The sequence below is a fragment of the Pseudohalocynthiibacter aestuariivivens genome, from assembly GCF_018457175.1.
Lineage (GTDB): Bacteria > Pseudomonadota > Alphaproteobacteria > Rhodobacterales > Rhodobacteraceae > Pseudohalocynthiibacter > Pseudohalocynthiibacter aestuariivivens.
In genome coordinates, this window is the sequence record NZ_JAGFNU010000009.1 from 145,868 (window position 1) to 162,284 (window position 16,417).

Annotated in this window: 15 protein-coding genes; 8 read left to right on the forward strand and 7 right to left on the reverse strand. The window is 52.7% G+C overall.

All coding sequences use genetic code 11. The features are described from left to right. Nucleotides 1-14: 14 nt before the first annotated feature. The 4 genes from J4E70_RS14030 to gntR all read right to left on the reverse strand — a co-directional run bounded on the left by J4E70_RS14030 (nucleotide 15) and on the right by gntR (nucleotide 3,725). The gene (locus J4E70_RS14030; RefSeq protein ID WP_213890263.1) at nucleotides 15-212 is read right to left on the reverse strand and encodes a Flp family type IVb pilin; all 198 of its coding nucleotides are present in this window, start codon (nucleotides 210-212) and stop codon (nucleotides 15-17) included. Nucleotides 213-881: 669 nt separating this feature from the next. Next, a complete protein-coding gene (locus tag J4E70_RS14035) occupies nucleotides 882-1,511 on the reverse strand; it encodes a 2-dehydro-3-deoxy-6-phosphogalactonate aldolase (RefSeq protein WP_213890264.1) in 630 nt (209 codons plus the stop codon). Beyond that, nucleotides 1,508-2,428, reverse strand: coding sequence for a 2-dehydro-3-deoxygalactonokinase (locus tag J4E70_RS14040; protein ID WP_213890265.1), 921 nt, complete (start codon nucleotides 2,426-2,428; stop codon nucleotides 1,508-1,510). Before J4E70_RS14040 ends, J4E70_RS14035 begins: the two co-directional genes overlap by 4 nt. Nucleotides 2,429-2,675: 247 nt before the next feature. Further along, complete coding sequence (gene gntR / locus J4E70_RS14045) at nucleotides 2,676-3,725, reverse strand: HTH-type transcriptional regulator GntR (protein ID WP_213890266.1); 1,050 nt, start codon at nucleotides 3,723-3,725, stop codon at nucleotides 2,676-2,678. A gap of 114 nt (nucleotides 3,726-3,839) precedes the next feature. On the opposite strand from gntR, the gene J4E70_RS14050 reads away from it, so the two are divergent. The 6 genes from J4E70_RS14050 (at nucleotide 3,840) to J4E70_RS14075 (ending at nucleotide 10,312) form a co-directional block, all read left to right on the forward strand. Beyond that, entirely contained in the window at nucleotides 3,840-4,862 is a 1,023-nt protein-coding gene (locus tag J4E70_RS14050; RefSeq protein WP_213890311.1) for a TRAP transporter substrate-binding protein, read from the forward strand. Between the two features lie 66 nt (nucleotides 4,863-4,928). Beyond that, nucleotides 4,929-5,486, forward strand: coding sequence for a TRAP transporter small permease subunit (locus J4E70_RS14055; RefSeq protein WP_213890267.1), 558 nt, complete (start codon nucleotides 4,929-4,931; stop codon nucleotides 5,484-5,486). Between the two features lie 30 nt (nucleotides 5,487-5,516). Beyond that, entirely contained in the window at nucleotides 5,517-6,815 is a 1,299-nt protein-coding gene (locus J4E70_RS14060; protein WP_377608639.1) for a TRAP transporter large permease, read from the forward strand. 12 nt (nucleotides 6,816-6,827) lie between these two features. Continuing rightward, on the forward strand, nucleotides 6,828-8,615 hold the full coding sequence (locus J4E70_RS14065; protein WP_213890268.1) for an IlvD/Edd family dehydratase: 1,788 nt from the start codon (nucleotides 6,828-6,830) through the stop codon (nucleotides 8,613-8,615). An 8-nt stretch (nucleotides 8,616-8,623) separates the two neighbouring features. Next, nucleotides 8,624-9,553: a sugar kinase gene (locus J4E70_RS14070; protein WP_213890269.1), complete on the forward strand. Its 930-nt coding sequence runs from the start codon at nucleotides 8,624-8,626 to the stop codon at nucleotides 9,551-9,553. Nucleotides 9,554-10,111: 558 nt separating this feature from the next. Then, nucleotides 10,112-10,312, forward strand: a complete 201-nt coding sequence (locus J4E70_RS14075; protein WP_213890270.1) for a hypothetical protein — start codon at nucleotides 10,112-10,114, stop codon at nucleotides 10,310-10,312. Nucleotides 10,313-10,806: 494 nt separating this feature from the next. Here J4E70_RS14075 and J4E70_RS14080 read toward each other — a convergent pair whose 3' ends face one another. Then, a complete protein-coding gene (locus J4E70_RS14080) occupies nucleotides 10,807-11,007 on the reverse strand; it encodes a glycosyltransferase (RefSeq protein ID WP_213890271.1) in 201 nt (66 codons plus the stop codon). A 422-nt stretch (nucleotides 11,008-11,429) separates the two neighbouring features. Further along, nucleotides 11,430-11,804: a hypothetical protein gene (locus tag J4E70_RS14085; RefSeq protein WP_213890272.1), complete on the reverse strand. Its 375-nt coding sequence runs from the start codon at nucleotides 11,802-11,804 to the stop codon at nucleotides 11,430-11,432. A gap of 1,237 nt (nucleotides 11,805-13,041) precedes the next feature. Between J4E70_RS14085 and J4E70_RS14090 the strand changes: the two genes are divergently transcribed. Further along, entirely contained in the window at nucleotides 13,042-14,193 is a 1,152-nt protein-coding gene (locus tag J4E70_RS14090) for a tyrosine-type recombinase/integrase (RefSeq protein WP_213890273.1), read from the forward strand. 144 nt (nucleotides 14,194-14,337) lie between these two features. On the opposite strand, the gene J4E70_RS14095 is transcribed toward J4E70_RS14090, so the two are convergent. Further along, nucleotides 14,338-15,237: a LysR family transcriptional regulator gene (locus tag J4E70_RS14095; RefSeq protein ID WP_213890274.1), complete on the reverse strand. Its 900-nt coding sequence runs from the start codon at nucleotides 15,235-15,237 to the stop codon at nucleotides 14,338-14,340. 94 nt (nucleotides 15,238-15,331) lie between these two features. On the opposite strand from J4E70_RS14095, the gene J4E70_RS14100 reads away from it, so the two are divergent. Then, complete coding sequence (locus J4E70_RS14100; RefSeq protein ID WP_213890275.1) at nucleotides 15,332-16,165, forward strand: alpha/beta fold hydrolase; 834 nt, start codon at nucleotides 15,332-15,334, stop codon at nucleotides 16,163-16,165. The last annotated feature ends 252 nt before the right edge of the window (nucleotides 16,166-16,417 follow it).

Here is a 16,417-nt window from a genome sequence, read left to right on the forward strand (position 1 = left end):
GAACCGGCTTGCAATTAGTACGTCGCGATGCGTTGGCTGCCAAGGTTGCCAGAGACAAGGTCACCCATATCAGCGGTTGCGCCGCCGACCGAAACCATGACTGCGATAGCAAGGCCAACAATACCGGCCGACAGCACAACCCAGTCAACAGTGATTGCACCGGATTCATCGGTGCAAAAGCGCTTTACCGTTTCATGAAACTTGATCTTCATGCTCAGGATAGGATGCAAAGGATTGGCCGCGCACCCATCATATTGGGCATGGATTCTTTTATAAGTAGAATAGCTATAATAACTTTCTATCTTAGGCGTTTTCCGAGATGCTCGGTCTCAAGCTGCTGCCTTTCGTTCATAAGAATCGATTGGAAAAACTTCGGTAACTGGGACCTATCGACCGTATCGGTTTCTACGCCTGGTTTGACGGGGCGTCACGCCTGTTTTGGAATTGTGCTGAGACTCTCGCTATGTGGTTTGACGAAACTTAAGGTGGCTCCAACTTTATTAGTCAGAAGGTCTTACAAGCGCTCACCACAAACCCATACAGTTATAGCGAAGTGAGTGATGTCCAAAATTCGATTGTCCAAAAGCATCGTCGGCAAACTCACCATCTGCCTTTCTGATACTGTTTACTTGGGTACCTCATTAATTGCCTTTGGTGTACGCGTGAAGGGGATATAGAAAATATTGGCTCTTTGTCTTCAGAGGGTGCCGTCTTGATTCCTGCGAGGTCCAAGCCGGTGGAGGGTCGGATAGCAACCTGTGCGACCTATGATGGACCTGAACGATCCGATGTCGAAGCAAGTTTGAAGCAGGTTGAAATCGAAGGTAATCTTGCGTGCGTGACTAAAAACCCGTTTTGCATCTTAGTTTCTGGCCAAATCCTCAGCTGGTCAAATCAGAGTAGGCCTCGACAAAGACCCGCGCGCGCTGTGCCAGTTCGTCTAACCCATCGCCTGGCTTGAACAGCGCTGAGCCGAGGCCGAAACTGTTGACCCCCGCAGCGTAGTAACTGCGCATGATTTCGGGTTTTATGCCGCCCACTGCAGCAACCAGAGCTGACTTGGGCAGAACTGCGCGCATGGCGGAAAAGACTGCGGGCGAAACCATTTCAGCGGGAAAGAATTTCAAGACCGCCGCGCCCAATCGCAACGCTTCGAACGCTTCGGTTGGGGTCATCACACCGGGACACCATTTGGCGCCCAATTGAATAGCACGCGCCCCGACTTCGGGGCTCATGTTTGGTGACACAATGATCTGGCCACCTGCGTCCACAACCGCCGAAACTTCGTCCGCCGTTAAAACTGTTCCGGCCCCGATGACGATGTGATCACCGTATTTGGCGGCGATACGTTTGATCGACACCAAGGGGTCGGGTGAATTCAAAGGTACTTCAATTATGCGAAATCCCGCGTCAACCAGCACTTCAGCAACGGAAACTGCATTATCCGGTTCGAGCCCTCTTAGAATCGCAATAAGCGGGTTTTGTGTGAGTGCATCTTGCCACAATGTCATAATATCAATCCTGCTGATTGGGCGATCAGGAAATGGCCCAGCGCCACAATGTCATCTGGGGCACGCTGGCTGGTTAAACCGGCAATACCCATTGCTGTTTCGTATCGGTCTGCAAGATCATCGCGCCCAACAATTGTGATCAGATCGCTGATTTCATTGTCCGGCATGTGTGCCGAAATTTCCGCGCCGATCAACATGCCCGACAAATAGTCCGCTACCATGTCCGCGCTAATTCTTCCAAACAAGGGCATCGTGCGAACATGAAACAGGTCATGCAGCAGGTTCGATCCCTCCCGAAGCCCAGCCAATACGCCCATACGAAAGCCCGTTTCATTAAAAGGCCCGTCTTCCATCAGGGTCCCCAAGATCGTGTACCCCCGCAGAGCGGCAAAGATTTCGCCAGTCATAAAAGTTGCGTAGTCCTCAATCTTGCCAGCACGAACGGTGACCCATTTGCTGTGGGTTCCGGGCATGACGACAACGCCGTCACCCATTCCCAGTGAGAATGCCCCGACGATCTGGGTTTCTTCGCCGCGCATGACGTCCGGCGCGCCGTTATGTTCCGTTGTCATGCCGGTCACGAACCGCACAATCGTTCCGTCTGCCGTTTCAAACGACATCAGGTTCTCCGCCAGTTCCTGGGCACCGGATGGCACGTTGATATAAGGCGTTTCGACCCACCCATTGCGGCTGGTGATCATACCGGACGCAATAACCGGCACGTTGCAAGCCGCGGGCCACTCTGAAACCAACGCGTTGAAAACTAAGTCGAAATCTCGGTTCGGAACATGCATGATCCCCTGCGAAGTCGAGATGCGGTCAAGCACCTCGCCCTGCGCGCCAATCAAGAAAGCCCGCAAAGATGAAGTGCCCCAATCGATTCCAATCAGAACGGGGTCAGATGCGACCGAATTCATTCAACAGATCCTTAACCATTTTTCCTTTGGCCACCCATTTGACCGCCACAAACCGATGTGCCCTGACCACCGTTGGACAGCTGAATGTTAATCGCTTGACTGGCCTTTGGTGCGGAACGGGGGTTTGAGGCCGCTGTCCGTCACGCCAAGGCGATGCTGAACGTCCACGAAAACCGTTGTTGGCAAATAACATTTCAGAACTTGGTCAAATTTCGCCAACAAATCAGGGCAGCGTTCAAATTGATAATTAACTTTGAGCATTTTTCCGTTCCAGGTTTAAGATACTCGAGCCGCGGGGAATAACCTCAAAACCAAGATCAAGTCGCTTTCGCGCTGTCACTGAATCCGTCTCTAAAGACCGAACAATCGTTTTAATAGCCGCACCTCCGATACGGTACCGGGGCGTTGCGACAGAGGTTAGCCCGGGGTTGAGTTGCTTACTGATTTCGAGATCGTTGAAGCCACATATGCCAAAATCTTCAGGTATACGGATGCCACGGCGCTGTGCCTCAAGCAACGCACCAATTGCAAGGTCATCATTGTTGCAGAAGATCGCATCAGTGTCTGGCGCGCGGACAAGTAGTTCTCTTAGCAACTCGGCACCAAGGCCCACCGAGGAAGCTTCGGGGGTGGTAACCGTCCGCTCGGCCGAAAGGCTCCCTCGGCTTTTAAGCTCCTGGCGGAATCCGGCCAGACGGCGTTGTGAACGCGGGTCCATGCGCGCACCCAGAAATCCAATCCGCTCGTAACCCTGCTCTATCAGATGACGTGTTGCCGCAGCACCCGCCTCGAAATGCGAAAACCCGATCATGCTATCAACGGGTCCCTTGTCGAATTCCATAATCTGAACGATCGGGCAAGAAGCCTCCATCAGCAATTTTCGGGAGGTCTCGGTCTGATCGAGCCCGGCCACAATCAGGCCTGCCGGTTTCTGGCACAGGAAGGTACGGATGAGTTTCTCTTCTGTCAGCGGACTATACCGGTAATTACCTATCTGTATTGAATACGGGGTGCCTTCGATCTCGTCATACATGCCCCGCAAAACCTCGGCAAAAACGCTGTTGGTCAGTGATGGGATCAACAAACCAATGACATCCGTACGGTTGGAGGCAAGCGCAGAAGCTGCTGCGTCCGGCACGTAGCCAAGCGCATCAACCGCAGCTTCAACCTTCTCACGTGCCTTAGGCGACACCATGTGTGGTGAGCGAATTGTGCGTGAAACCGTGATTGCGCTAACACCCGCTTCTTTAGCGACGTCCACAAGTGTAATTTTTTGCTTTGTCTTAATTTTCTTCATATTCTGCAATCCTATTACAAAATAAACAACGCGGAAAGTTGACAAATGATTGCGCAATCATTAACAGTTTGCAAGTGCGGCCAAGAAGTCAGCATTTTGGGAGGAAGAGAAGAGATGTATAAGATTTTTTCAAAGTTCACCGTGTCTGCGGTAGTCGGGGTGGTCCTTGCCGGATCCGCTCTGGCGCAAGATTACAACTTCCGGTTCCAGTCATCGGACCCGGCAGGAAACGCCAACTTTATCCTGCAACAGTCTTGGGCTGAAGGAGTGACCGAACGGACAGGTGGTCGTGTTGCGATCGAACTGCTGCCGGTTGGCACGATTGTCGCCCACACCGAGACACAGGATGCCGTAGCGGCGGGCATTCTGGACGGCCACTTCACCGACACGTCCTACTTCGCCGGCAAAGAACCTGCGTTCGGCCTGATCGCCAATCCGGTTGGCGCCTGGTCCGATCCCGAGCAGATGTTCGATTTCATGGAAAATGGCGGCGGCAAAGAGCTGATGAATTCGCTGATGGAGCCCTATGGCCTGCACTTTATCGGTGCCACCACCCCGGGTCTGGAGTCGTTTCTGTCGAAGAAGCCACTGGATGGCGTTGATGACCTTATGGGTCTGAAAATGCGCGCGCCTGAAGGCATGGTTCAGCGTGTATTTGCAGCAGCAGGTGCCGCGCCGGTCAACCTGCCAGGCAGCGAAGTTTTCACGTCGCTGGACAAGGGCGTGATCGATGCCGCCGACTATACCGTGTTCTCGACCAACCACGCCCAGGGCATGCACGATATTGCCAGTCATCCGGTCTATCCGGGTTTTCACTCCATGCCGCTGGTTGAAGTGAGCATCAACAAGGCAACCTGGGACGGGCTTCCTGAGGATATTCAAGCCGCGCTGGAGCAGAGCGTATCGGACTTTGCGCGGATGCAGGTCAGCACTCTGGCCGAACGCGACGTCGCAGCGGTTGCCGAAGCTGTCGCCTCGGGTGAGGTGACTGTTCACGATTGGTCGGCGGAAGAGCGCGCGAAGTTCCGTGCCATCGCCAAGGTTGAATGGGAAGCCGCCGCAGGTGCATCAGACGCATCCGCTGTGGTCTATGAAGCTTTGACCAAATACCTGAGTGACAACGGCCTGCTGCAATAAGCCGTGCTAACTTGACTGCCCCAGCCTTGAAAGCTGGGGCAGTCGCGGTTTAAGGGAGGTGGGTAAATGGCAGATATTACGAATGAACGAGAGCCAGAGAGAGTTGCAGAGGCAATCCCTCAGGCAGGTGCATTTGGCAAGGTAATCAATGCTTTCGGCATCGTTTTCGCGATAGCCATTCTTTCCTCCGCGGCAATCCTGTTTCTGGAAGTCATTTTGCGCTACGGCCTCAATCGGCCAACGATCTGGGCGCATGAGACCGTGATCTTTCTTACAGCCTGTTCCTTTGTGTTCGGTGGGCTCTATGTTGCATCGCGCAATGCCCACATCCGGATGGTGCTGATTTACGACCAGCTTGGCGCAGCCAAACGTCGACGGTTCGATGTTGCCATATCTGTGGCTTGCAGTTTCGCCTGTGCGGTTTTTGCCTGGGCCTCATGGCAGAGTGTTGTGCGAGCGGTATGGACCCCGACAGGCGACTTTCGCTTGGAAACCAGTGGCAGTGCCTGGGATCCGCCCACGCCCGGACTGGTCAAGGTATTTCTCTTTATCGTGCTTATTCTGATGGCGCTGCAATTTGCAATTCTCGCCTTCAACTACCTGCGCAAGCCTGTGGGGCGCTGAACCGTGGAATTTCTGTCTTATTTGACCGACATGAAGTCAATGGGCATTGAGTGGGGAACCCTCGTGATGTTCGTCCTGCTGCTGGGGCTTTTGTTGACCGGAATGCCGTTGGCGTTCGTGACGCTCCTGGTCGCGCTGATCTTCGCGCTTGGTTGGTTCGGGCCAATGTCGGTGCCGCTGATCACCTCGCGGATATTTAGCTTTGTTAACAGCTTCGTTTTCGTCTCAGTACCGATGTTCGTGCTGATGGCGTCCATGCTGGACCGATCCGGCATCGCCAAAGACCTGTTTGACGCCATGCGCGTGGTCGGCGGGCGGCTTCGCGGCGGGATTGCCATTCAGACACTTCTTGTGGCCGTTGTGCTCGCCGCGATGTCGGGTATCATCGGCGGCGAAGTTGTTCTTTTAGGTCTGCTGGCGCTGCCACAAATGTTGCGTCTGGGCTATGATCGGCGGTTGGCCATCGGTGTTTGCTGCGCCGGCGGTGCACTGGGCACGATGATCCCGCCCTCAATTGTTCTGATTATTTATGGTCTGACGGCAAGTGTTTCTATCGGGGACTTGTTCACCGCGTCGTTCCTGCCGGGGTTGATGCTGGCATCATTTTATATCGCCTATGTGCTGATACGTGCCTATCTGAATCCGGCCATCGCACCTGTGCCCGAAGCCGGTGAAATCCCAACGCGTGAGAAGCTACGGCTGCTTAAAGGGCTAATCCTGCCCATAATCGTGGTAATTTTTGTTCTGGGGTCAATCTATGGCGGTATCGCATCAGTAACAGAAGCCTCTGCCATGGGTGTGGTGGGCGTAGCCCTGTCTACCGTGATCCGGGGCGAGTTCACTTTGGGTCTTCTAAAAGGCGCTGCACTGCAAACCCTGTCAACCGTCGGCATGATCGTTTGGATCGGTATTGGAGCCTCGGCGCTGGTCGGTGTGTTCAACCTGATGGGCGGGATCAACTTCGTTTCTGGACTCATTGTTGGTGTTTCGGAAAACCCAACCGTGATCGTGCTTCTGATGATGCTTATCCTGTTTGTGCTGGGCATGTTCCTTGATTGGGTTGGTATCGCCCTGCTGACCATGCCGATCTTTGTGCCAATTGTCCGCGATCTGGGGCTGGACCCGGTTTGGTTCGGCGTTGTCTTTGCCATGAACATGCAGGTCAGTTTCCTGTCGCCGCCCTTTGGGCCTGCAGCCTTCTATCTGAAATCGGTGGCGCCGCCGGATATTTCACTGGGTGAGATTTTTCGTTCCCTGCTGCCGTTTATTGCCATGCAGGTACTGGCACTGGCTATTCTGATCATGTTTCCTGGTGTGACCGGCCGATAGAGGAAAGAGTAAATGACAAAAATAAAATTACGTTCGCGAGACTGGTTCAACAATCTGGATGATCCGGAGATGACCGCGCTCTACATCGAACGCTATCTGAACTATGGCCTGACGCTTGAAGAATTACGCTCGGACAAGCCAATCATTGCTATTGCGCAGACCGGTAGCGACCTGTCACCCTGCAACAGGCATCATCTGGAACTGGCGGGGCGGACCCGCGAAGCCATTCGCACGGCCGGGGGCATTGTGCTTGAGTTCCCAGTTCATCCGATTCAGGAAACCGGCAAACGCCCTACCGCAATGCTGGACCGGAATCTGGCCTACCTTGGTCTCGTCGAAACCCTTTTCGGCTATCCAATTGATGGCGTCGTGCTGACAATCGGCTGTGACAAGACCACCCCAGCTCTTTTAATGGCGGCCGCGACCGTCAATATTCCTGCGATTGCGTTATCGGTCGGACCCATGCTTAACGGTTGGCACAATGGCGAACGCGCCGGGTCGGGAAGCGTCATCTGGGATGCGCGGCAGCAACTCGCCGCTGGCGAGATTGACACCGAAGAGTTTCTGGAACGCGCGGCTTCGTCGGCACCTTCTGTCGGCTATTGCAACACTATGGGCACCGCCACGACGATGAACTCGTTGGCTGAGGTATTGGGGATGCAACTACCCGGAGCGGCTGCGATTCCTGCACCATACCGTGAGCGAGGGCAGATGGCCTATTACACCGGATTGCGTATCGTCGATATGGTGCTGGAGGATCTGCGCCCCAGCGAGATCATGACACGCGACGCGTTCGAAAACGCAATTGTCATCAATTCAGCGTTGGGGGGGTCAACCAACGCTCCGATCCACCTGAATGCAATCGCCCGTCATTTGGGGATTGAACTGACCAACGACGACTGGGAACGCTTGGGGCATCACATTCCACTCTTGGTTAATATGCAGCCCTCGGGTGCGTATCTGGGAGAGGATTTTTTTCGTGCCGGAGGTGTTCCCGCAGTGGTGTCCGAGTTGTTGCGCGCCGGGTTGCTGCCACATCCCGGCGCAAAAGGCGCAAACGGAAAAACTCTTGCGCAGAATTACGACGGGCAAGTGGCAAGCAATGGTGATGTGATCCGGTGCGCCGAAAACCCGATGCTGGAAAATGCAGGCTTTCTCAACCTCAAAGGCAATCTGTTTGATAGTGCTCTGATGAAAACTTCGGTCATCAACGAAGAATTTCGCCAGCGTTATCTTTCAAATCCTGATGATCCCGAAGCCTTTGAAGGTCGGGCGATCGTATTCGACGGTCCGGAGCAGTTTCGCAGCATCATCGACGACCCGGCACTTGATATCGATGAGACGTGCATCCTGGTTATGCGTGGTGCCGGACCCAAGGGGTATCCGGGCGGGGCCGAGGTGGTTAACATGCGACCGCCCTCGTATCTGATCAAACAGGGTGTTCATGCCCTTCCCTGCATCGGTGATGGCCGGCAATCGGGAACTTCGGGATCAGCTTCGATTCTGAACGCTTCACCCGAGGCCTGCGACGGTGGTGGACTTGCGTTGCTGAAAACTGGCGATGTTATCCGCGTGGACCTGCGCTCCAAGGCCGTAAACGTGCTGGTCTCGGACGGTGAACTTACCTTGCGTCGACAACAGTTGGAAGAGGCAGGTGGTTTCCCTATCCCAGCAAGCCAGACGCCATGGCAGGGTATCTTCCGAGACATGGTCCGCCCGTTTTCCGAGGGCATGATTTTGGATGGCGCGACGGACTATCAGGATATCGAGCGGAAATTCAAACTTCGAAACAACCACTGAGACAGAAAATGAAAAAGCCCGATCTGATTTGCCTCGGCGAACCTCTGTTCGAATTCAGCGATGTTGGGAACGGTACCTGGGTTTCAGGGATTGGAGGCGACGTATCTAACGTTGCAATTGCAGCTGCCCGTCAGGGTGCCCGCGTGGCGATGCTGACGCAACTTGGCAACGATCCGTTCGGTGCCATGATCCGAGAGACATGGCGGTCGGAAGGAATCGACGACACACGTGTGGTGACACATGAAGAGGCCGCAACTGGAATTTACTTCATCACGCATAAAACCGGCGAGCATCAGTTTGAGTACCGCCGCGCTGGTTCAGCAGCGGCGCGAATGCGCCCAGTGGATATGAACAGCGCCGCGTTGAAAGGGGCCCAAGTCCTGCATCTTTCAGGCATTTCACAAGCCATCAGCGCCTCTGCCAGTGCAACAGCGTCGGCAGCCATCGATCAGATGCGGCAGTACGGAGGTCGGGTCTCCTATGACACGAACCTACGGCTAAAACTCTGGCCCTTGGAACGGGCACGCAAGGTCATCCACGACACTGTCGCTCGTGCAGACATCGTTCTGCCTGGCTACGATGACGCACGTCAGCTTACCGGCATGGACCGACCCGAAGACATCTTGAGTTACTATCGCAGCCTGGGACCCGAGGTTGTGGCGATGACCATGGGTGACAATGGCGTTCTGGTGTCTTTTCAAGACGAAGTGCAGCACCTACCCAGCCCAAAAGTTGAAGTCGTAGATGCCAGCGGCGCCGGAGACTGTTTCGACGGTGCATTTCTGTCAAAACTGATTGAAAGGAAGACAGTACCCGAGGCAGCGGTCTACGCAGCGGCTGCTGCAGCTTTGTCCGTAACAGGCTACGGTGCTACGAAACCAATCCCGACGCACAAAACCATCATGACACAATTCCCCGAGCTGCGCGGTGCGGCATGACCAAACTCGCCAGAGCAAACAGCAAACGCCTGCGCAAGATCTGCGCTCATAGCGCGGCAATCCCGGTTCTGTCACACGAAGCACCAATTGTGACCTGGACAAGTGTCCATTTGACTTACGCAGTGTTTTCTCTGAAACAGAACTTCGGTTGGCTGAGCCCTACGTTAGCTCCTCCAAATGATTGTGTTTTGAGATGCGCCTAAGCTCCAAGCAACTGCGCAATCGTTTCGAGATGCAGGATTGGCAGGACATTCACAATATCATCGGAGACGCATTCGCAGCGATCACCCCGTCACAGTAAAGGAACGGATCGGGAAAGCGGCGGGAAGGTATCGGTGGACCTGACACGCGTGGTTGTATCGGGCAACTTTTGATATGTGTTGCGGCATCCACAACCACCACCTGACCTCTTCCGGATTCTGAGGCTGTAAGTGCCTACGATTCTTTACGGTGGAAAAGTTTTGCTTTGGCGAATCTCAACTCGTCCCTAACTAGATAGTTCCAACTCAAGCGCTATGCCGCAGCGCCTTGCGTTGCCTACGCGACTCGGAGATCGCGATGCCGATGGCACGCAGCAGGCGCCGACTCAGGAATGGGACAATCCCGGGAAAACCTCGCGTGATGAACGCCGCCCTTATCTCTCCTTCGCTTGCGCGGAGCGCCAAGAAACGAAATCTCGTGATCAGGACTCATACCGAAGGTCTGTATATCTATGAGACGCTGCTTGAAAACGCAGATATCATGGTCGACTTCGCGTAGGCGCTTCTTTCGGAAGGCTTCCTTTGTAAGCGCCTCCGTCGGTGTGTTTGTGAGGCCCGCCCCCATCCGATAGGTCAGCAACGGCGCATCGATGAAATGCAGCCTCCCCTCGAGGGCAGCTCGGAACCCGTGGATCAGATCCTCATGGGCGTTCGCAAATTGTATCAGCCCATATTTCCGATAAAGATCGCGATGCCAAGCGCATGTTGCACCGAGATAAAGCGCACGCGATTTCGCTGCGGCAAGGGGGTCCGTGGTCGTGTAAAACGTTGCCTTCCTGTAGGTCGCCTCAGCGGGCGACCGATCGAGCTTCGTCACGTCGGCATGCGAATACACAAGCAAAGGATCCGCTTCTTCGAACGCCTCCATAATGCGCCGCGCGCGATCAGGATAGTATATGTCGTCTCCAGCGGCCGCGATTATTACGTCCCCGCTACACATCTCAAGGCACTTCTTGAGATGTGCATTCACGTCGAGGTTGGTGTCATATCGGTTTAAGAGAACATCGTGCGGCCGTCATACTGGTCCACGACCTCCTTCATGCGGCTGTAATTGTCATCACGCGAAGCATCGTCGGAGAGGACGATCTGCATCGGCGCGCATTCCTGCAACAATGCGCTGCGCACCGCCTCTGCGATGTAGGGCGCTTGCTCGTAGGAGAGAAGTAGACAGGTGTAGGTGTAACGACGTGTCATGCTGCTGCGATTTCTGGCTTCGTTCGAACTCAGACCGCGTAGCAGATCACGTCTGTTCCGTCCACACCGTGCGCGCGCCAGCTTTAAGTTTCGCATCGCTGACGCCGCAGTTCCAGCACGTTTCCCTCACACCATGTATCGATTGATGTTCCTTCAGATTGCCAATCGCCTGTTCCTCAATGAACCTTGATCGCTTCGTCGGTGGTCTCCTTCGACAGGAATTGACTAACTCAAAATTGCAAACATCTAAGGGGCGATAGCACTAGGTCTTCTATTCAATGGTCGCAGGTTGGTGGCAGCCTCATCTAATCAGCCCAAAAAGCTTCCTATTGGCGAACAAATACAGCAACGATAACGCATGATAGACACCGCCAGTTACCTAAAATTTACTGATTAACAACCCCAGTGATTGGCAGCACATATCATTTGAGTATCACAAATGAGCGGTCCGGTAAGAAACGTGATCTTTTGACAATGTAGCTTTTCCCTTTCAGCCATTCGCGAACGGCCATTGTTTCGCCCGGGTAATGCTCGTCGTTCAATTCGTCGAATACTAGTACACTGCCAGAAAGAAAACGCTCTTCCATTGCCACGAGCGCGGCTTTTGTAGGCTCATACAGAGCCATGTCAAAATAGGCGAGGGCAATCACGGTTTCAGGATGCTGGTCAAGATATTCGGCTACGGTTTCGCAAGCATCACCTTGCACAAGATTGTGCCGAAGCGCGTGTCCCATTGCGTTTTCTGAGCGATGATAAGCCAACAGGGCACCAAGATAGTCTTTGTAGTTTTCGGACACAGCATACCCATCGTCTTTTACCGTTTCCGAGCGGGTATCATTGCCGGTAATGCCCTCGTACCCACAAAAGTATCAAAACCTACGAGCGCTCTGGCCGCATTATAGGGTTCCAGCATTGCTCTCATGGATTCAAATACAACAAGATCCTAGCCCAGCCATGTTCCCAAAACGAAGATGTCGTCAGGCAAGGTCAGCGCCTCACTATAGGCTTCTTACAAGAAAAAGATCTTCGCCAAAGCGGAAGATCGAGCAAAAAGGCCAAAATTGGTGAGAAGAGTCGCATCATCAAAGGGTCGGCTTTCAAACAGACTATAAAGCTGCTGGCGGGCTGACAGCTGCTCATCCGATGTGTTATTGTGAGGCACGTAATTTGGGGGCTGCATTTTGTTTTCCTGTGAAATGTTCCTAACGTATGAATGCCCGAAATATTCCACCGTCGCAGTTTAATTGGCTATCTTCAGTGTAAGGTGGCTGTTTTCGGTGAGAAAAGACCTTCTGCATACCCAGCGTGTCGGCGGTGACACCAGAAATCAGCAAACGACGCTGTTGCTGCAGCGTCACACCCACCAAACTCCTCCTGCTGCTTTCACAGCACTTTCACGTGGAATTTGGCAAAACAAATGTCCGCTTCTTGTTGGTGATTAGCATGTTGTTTTATATAAGAAAGGTTGATTTCAGGAATAAGATTTGAACCTACGGCCTTCAGGATATGCGCCCATGAAGAACCGACTTTTCCAGCTGACGCGCTTGGCGGTCTATCTTGGACCGCACGCTATTCTGGAACTACTGTTTCTGGTTTCGTAGCCGTAGAAATTTGCTCGGCAAACAATGTCATTGACATAACACGATGCGGGCGAATGAACTTTCCTAGCCTTCGCAGAAAACCGATAACATTGCGTTCCGACAACACCGCAACTTTGCAAGTCGCGATTCCCGGCAGCTTCCACAGTGCTTCCTCAAAAGCCCATCGCGACAATCACGATGCACAAAATAGCACTAGCTTACTGAAAATAGAAAGATGTGGTGAGCCCTACTGGGCTCGAACCAGTGACCTACTGATTAAAGTCTTACGGTCCCTACTTCTCTACTATTCTGTGGGTTTCGAAATTACCCTGTAAGCATATATTTTGATAGTATTTAATTCTATGCCATTACTATTTCAAACTATCTTCTACTTCCAATTTCTCGACTTTTTGCTTACCTTATGCTTACCCATACAGTTCAAGCGAATTGAGTTATGTCAAAAATCCGATTGTCCAAAAGCGTCGTCGATAAGCTTGCCCCCTGCCCTTTTGACACTGTTTACTGGGACACCTCATTGATTGGCTTTGGTGTACGCGTGAAGCCAAACAACACCAAAAGCTATGTCGTTCAATACCGAAGCAAAACCACGGGTAGATCTCGTAGAAAGACAATTGGACAACACGGCCCTCTAATGTCATTTGCACAGGCTAAGGAAATTGCGACGGGCCTTCTCTCCGACGTCCTCAGAGGTCAAGATCCAGTAGCAGAAGCCAAGTCAAAGCGAGATGCACCTTCTGTGCAGGACTTGGCTCTACAGTACTTGGAAATTCACGCGATCCCAAAAAAGCGCCCCAAAAGCGTTGCAAATGATCAATCTATGCTGAATCGCCTGATCTTGCCAAAGCTCGGCAATCACAGAGCCTCCGGAGTTGGTCATAAAGATATTCAGACCCTTCACAATTCCCTCAAGCAAACACCCTATCAAGCCAACCGGGTTCTCTCTCTTCTTTCCAAGATGTTTGAACTTTCTATCAAATGGGGATGGCGCACGGACAACCCGGTCAAGGGCGTTGAAAAATTTCACGAAGAAAAAAGGTATCGTTGGCTGTCGGATGACGAACTTGGCAGACTGGTCGTTGCCCTCAATCAGCATCAAAATCAAAAAGCTGCAAATGCAATTCGACTGCAACTACTGACAGGGGCACGAATTGGCGAAGTTTTAACCGCTCGATGGGTAGATTTTGATCTTGAGCGTGGCGTTTGGATCAAGCCTTCACACCACACGAAGCAAAAGCGGACGGAGCATTTGCCTCTCTCCACCGCTTCCCAAGAACTCCTAGCGGGGATATTTGACATCAAAAACGAAGGATCGGAATTTGTTTTCCCAGGCCGATCACCTCAAAAACCCCTTGTTGATCTCAAGAAATTTTGGCGCACTGTCGTTACAAAAGCTAAGATTCAAGACTATCGCATTCACGACAATCGCCACACGCATGCATCACAACTCGTTTCCAGCGGTATGAGCCTTGCTATTGTGGGGCGGCTACTAGGGCACACAAATCCAATGACGACACAGCGATATTCACATCTTGCAGATGATCCATTAAGAGCTGCTGCCGAGATTATGGCGTCGAAGCTCAAGTAACTTTAAAAAACCTTCTGCGTTCTAATCTGCTTTCGGCCCAAACCGATCGTTCGTGGACGGACGGCGAACTACCGCAACGAGCCCATTTTACCGAATGCTGCATTTCAAACGAACGGCGGCTATGATAATTTGGAGAGCATACACTCAATCAGTATGTATGCCTTTGGCAAGTCGATCTGGCTTCATTTTTCGCAACCAATTCAAAAATGCTCGTTGTCGGGAATGTGTTCGGCGATCTGAGGGCCAGACGAGTTGATACGCGTGTGTTGCGCAGCTTTGGGATCCTATCCGATGGAGGCGTCCGTCCCCCAAAGCCTCTAGGCAAAGCGGTGTTCGTCCCATCCCGATACCCAGCCCGTTGATTACTGCGGCCTGTACTTGATCATAAGAACTCAAACGGCGGAACTTCATGTTGTCGGCCAGTGGTATTCTTACCTCTGCGCTCCATCTTTCCCACTCATCCACATGCGCTTCATTCAGAATTATTGGGATGACCTGAAACGCCCGTTGCCAACCAAGTTCTCTAACTTGAACACTTAGTGCTTTTGTGGCGACTGGAAAAATCTCCTCATCGCAGAAGGGCTCTTGATTGCACCCGCGCCAATCACCTGTGCTTCGACGCAACGCAAAATCGATCCCCTCATTTTTGAGGTCGCAGATCCGGTCGGTGGCGAATACCCGGAGTTCGACAGACGGATTCCCTTCATAAAAAGAGGCAAGATTGGGTGCCAGCCAAAGAGAAGACAAAGTTTGTGGCGCGGAAATCGTTACGATGTTGCTTTTGTCTTGATTGACCAATTGCAACCCGCGTTCAATTTCACGCAGGCCTGCGGAAACTGGCAAATAGAATACACGCCCGACCTCTGTAAGCATCGCGCCATTCCGCCCCCGCTCAAGTAGCTGCACACCCATTTGCGCCTCCAGACGTGCGATCTGATGGCTCACAGCAGACTCGCTCACCCCGATTTGTTCAGCAGCAATACGAAATTGGCCTGTGTTGGCAACGGCGACAAACGCGCGAAGGTTTTGGATGGGTGGAAACATGACGATCCTTCATTCCCGCATGACGAAACTTCGTTCGACATATCGCCAAAAAAGCGAGATTTGTATCCCGAAATAGATGCTAAGGAAAGGTAACATGACAAAATTTGATTTAACGCAGCAATTTGAATCGACCAGCGGAAGTATAGCACACGATGTATTCGGAACGGGTCCTGATGTGGTTTTAGTCCATGGCACCCCTGTGAGTTCGGTAATCTGGCATGGAGTCATTAAGCGTTTGCAACATCGCTATCGATTTCATTTGCTTGATCTGCCCGGATATGGAGCTTCCGCCAAGTTTGAGGGTCAGGAAGTTCGGCTGAGGTCCTTCGCGCGCGTGCTGGCCGAATGGCTCGCCGCCAAAAACCTCTCGCACCCCGTCCTCGTTGGGCACGACTTTGGTGGGGCGACTGTGATGGGCGCTCACTTGATTGAGAAGGCGGATGTGAAAGCGATTTGTGTTAGTGATGGTGTTGTTCTGTCACCTTGGGGTACGCCCTTCTCGCGACATGTGAAAGAGAACGAAGAGACGTTTGCCAACGTACCGGAGTACATTCACCGTGCCGTTCTGGCAGCGCATTTAAACACCGCGGTGTCGCACAATCTGAATAGCGAAGTCTTGGATAGACTGATTGCACCTTGGCTAGGAAATGAAGGTCAGCGGGCCTACTATCGGCAGGTTGGACAGTATGATTACAAATACACCGAACAACTTGAACAGCTATATTCAAGCGTCACTGTTCCAACTACGGTGTTTTGGGGAGAAGAAGATCGCTGGGTCGACAGGTCGGAGGGCGAGCGGTTTGCCCAGATGTTGCCAGATACCATACTAAGAACGTTGCCGGATTCTGGCCACTTTGTAATGCTCGATGCTCCAGGCTTGTTCTCAAGATACTTGGACGAATGGCTCAGCACAGTTTTCCAAGAGTAAGAACTCATTACCACATTTGGCAACTCGCCCTTCATCTCTTGATGAAGGGCTTTGACATATTGCAGTGACTGCCGAAAGGCCAAACTACTTCAAAGCTACGGTCTTAAATCGAGGGTCATGTCAGTGCGCAGACCTCGCGGGCTGCCAAACCGACAGCCGACATTGGTACGAGTGCAGCGAAATGGTGCTCTGTTCCGCACATCTGACATCTGGGAATGACGCAGCGAATGGCCGCTTCCGCCCATCTCTGTT

What these genes read in the sequence shown, in the direction of transcription:
- J4E70_RS14040 (WP_213890265.1), bottom strand. Translation starts at nt 2,428, where the DNA reads ATGAATTCGGTCGCATCTGACCCCGTTCTGATTGGAATCGATTGGGGC.
- J4E70_RS14070 (WP_213890269.1), top strand. Translation starts at nt 8,624, where the DNA reads ATGAAAAAGCCCGATCTGATTTGCCTCGGCGAACCTCTGTTCGAATTC.
- J4E70_RS14080 (WP_213890271.1), bottom strand. Translation starts at nt 11,007, where the DNA reads ATGACACGTCGTTACACCTACACCTGTCTACTTCTCTCCTACGAGCAA.
- J4E70_RS14100 (WP_213890275.1), top strand. Translation starts at nt 15,332, where the DNA reads ATGACAAAATTTGATTTAACGCAGCAATTTGAATCGACCAGCGGAAGT.
- J4E70_RS14075 (WP_213890270.1), top strand. Translation starts at nt 10,112, where the DNA reads ATGCCGATGGCACGCAGCAGGCGCCGACTCAGGAATGGGACAATCCCG.
- gntR (WP_213890266.1), bottom strand. Translation starts at nt 3,725, where the DNA reads ATGAAGAAAATTAAGACAAAGCAAAAAATTACACTTGTGGACGTCGCT.
- J4E70_RS14090 (WP_213890273.1), top strand. Translation starts at nt 13,042, where the DNA reads ATGTCAAAAATCCGATTGTCCAAAAGCGTCGTCGATAAGCTTGCCCCC.
- J4E70_RS14035 (WP_213890264.1), bottom strand. Translation starts at nt 1,511, where the DNA reads ATGACATTGTGGCAAGATGCACTCACACAAAACCCGCTTATTGCGATT.
- J4E70_RS14050 (WP_213890311.1), top strand. Translation starts at nt 3,840, where the DNA reads ATGTATAAGATTTTTTCAAAGTTCACCGTGTCTGCGGTAGTCGGGGTG.
- J4E70_RS14060 (WP_377608639.1), top strand. Translation starts at nt 5,517, where the DNA reads ATGAAGTCAATGGGCATTGAGTGGGGAACCCTCGTGATGTTCGTCCTG.
- J4E70_RS14095 (WP_213890274.1), bottom strand. Translation starts at nt 15,237, where the DNA reads ATGTTTCCACCCATCCAAAACCTTCGCGCGTTTGTCGCCGTTGCCAAC.
- J4E70_RS14030 (WP_213890263.1), bottom strand. Translation starts at nt 212, where the DNA reads ATGAAGATCAAGTTTCATGAAACGGTAAAGCGCTTTTGCACCGATGAA.
- J4E70_RS14055 (WP_213890267.1), top strand. Translation starts at nt 4,929, where the DNA reads ATGGCAGATATTACGAATGAACGAGAGCCAGAGAGAGTTGCAGAGGCA.
- J4E70_RS14065 (WP_213890268.1), top strand. Translation starts at nt 6,828, where the DNA reads ATGACAAAAATAAAATTACGTTCGCGAGACTGGTTCAACAATCTGGAT.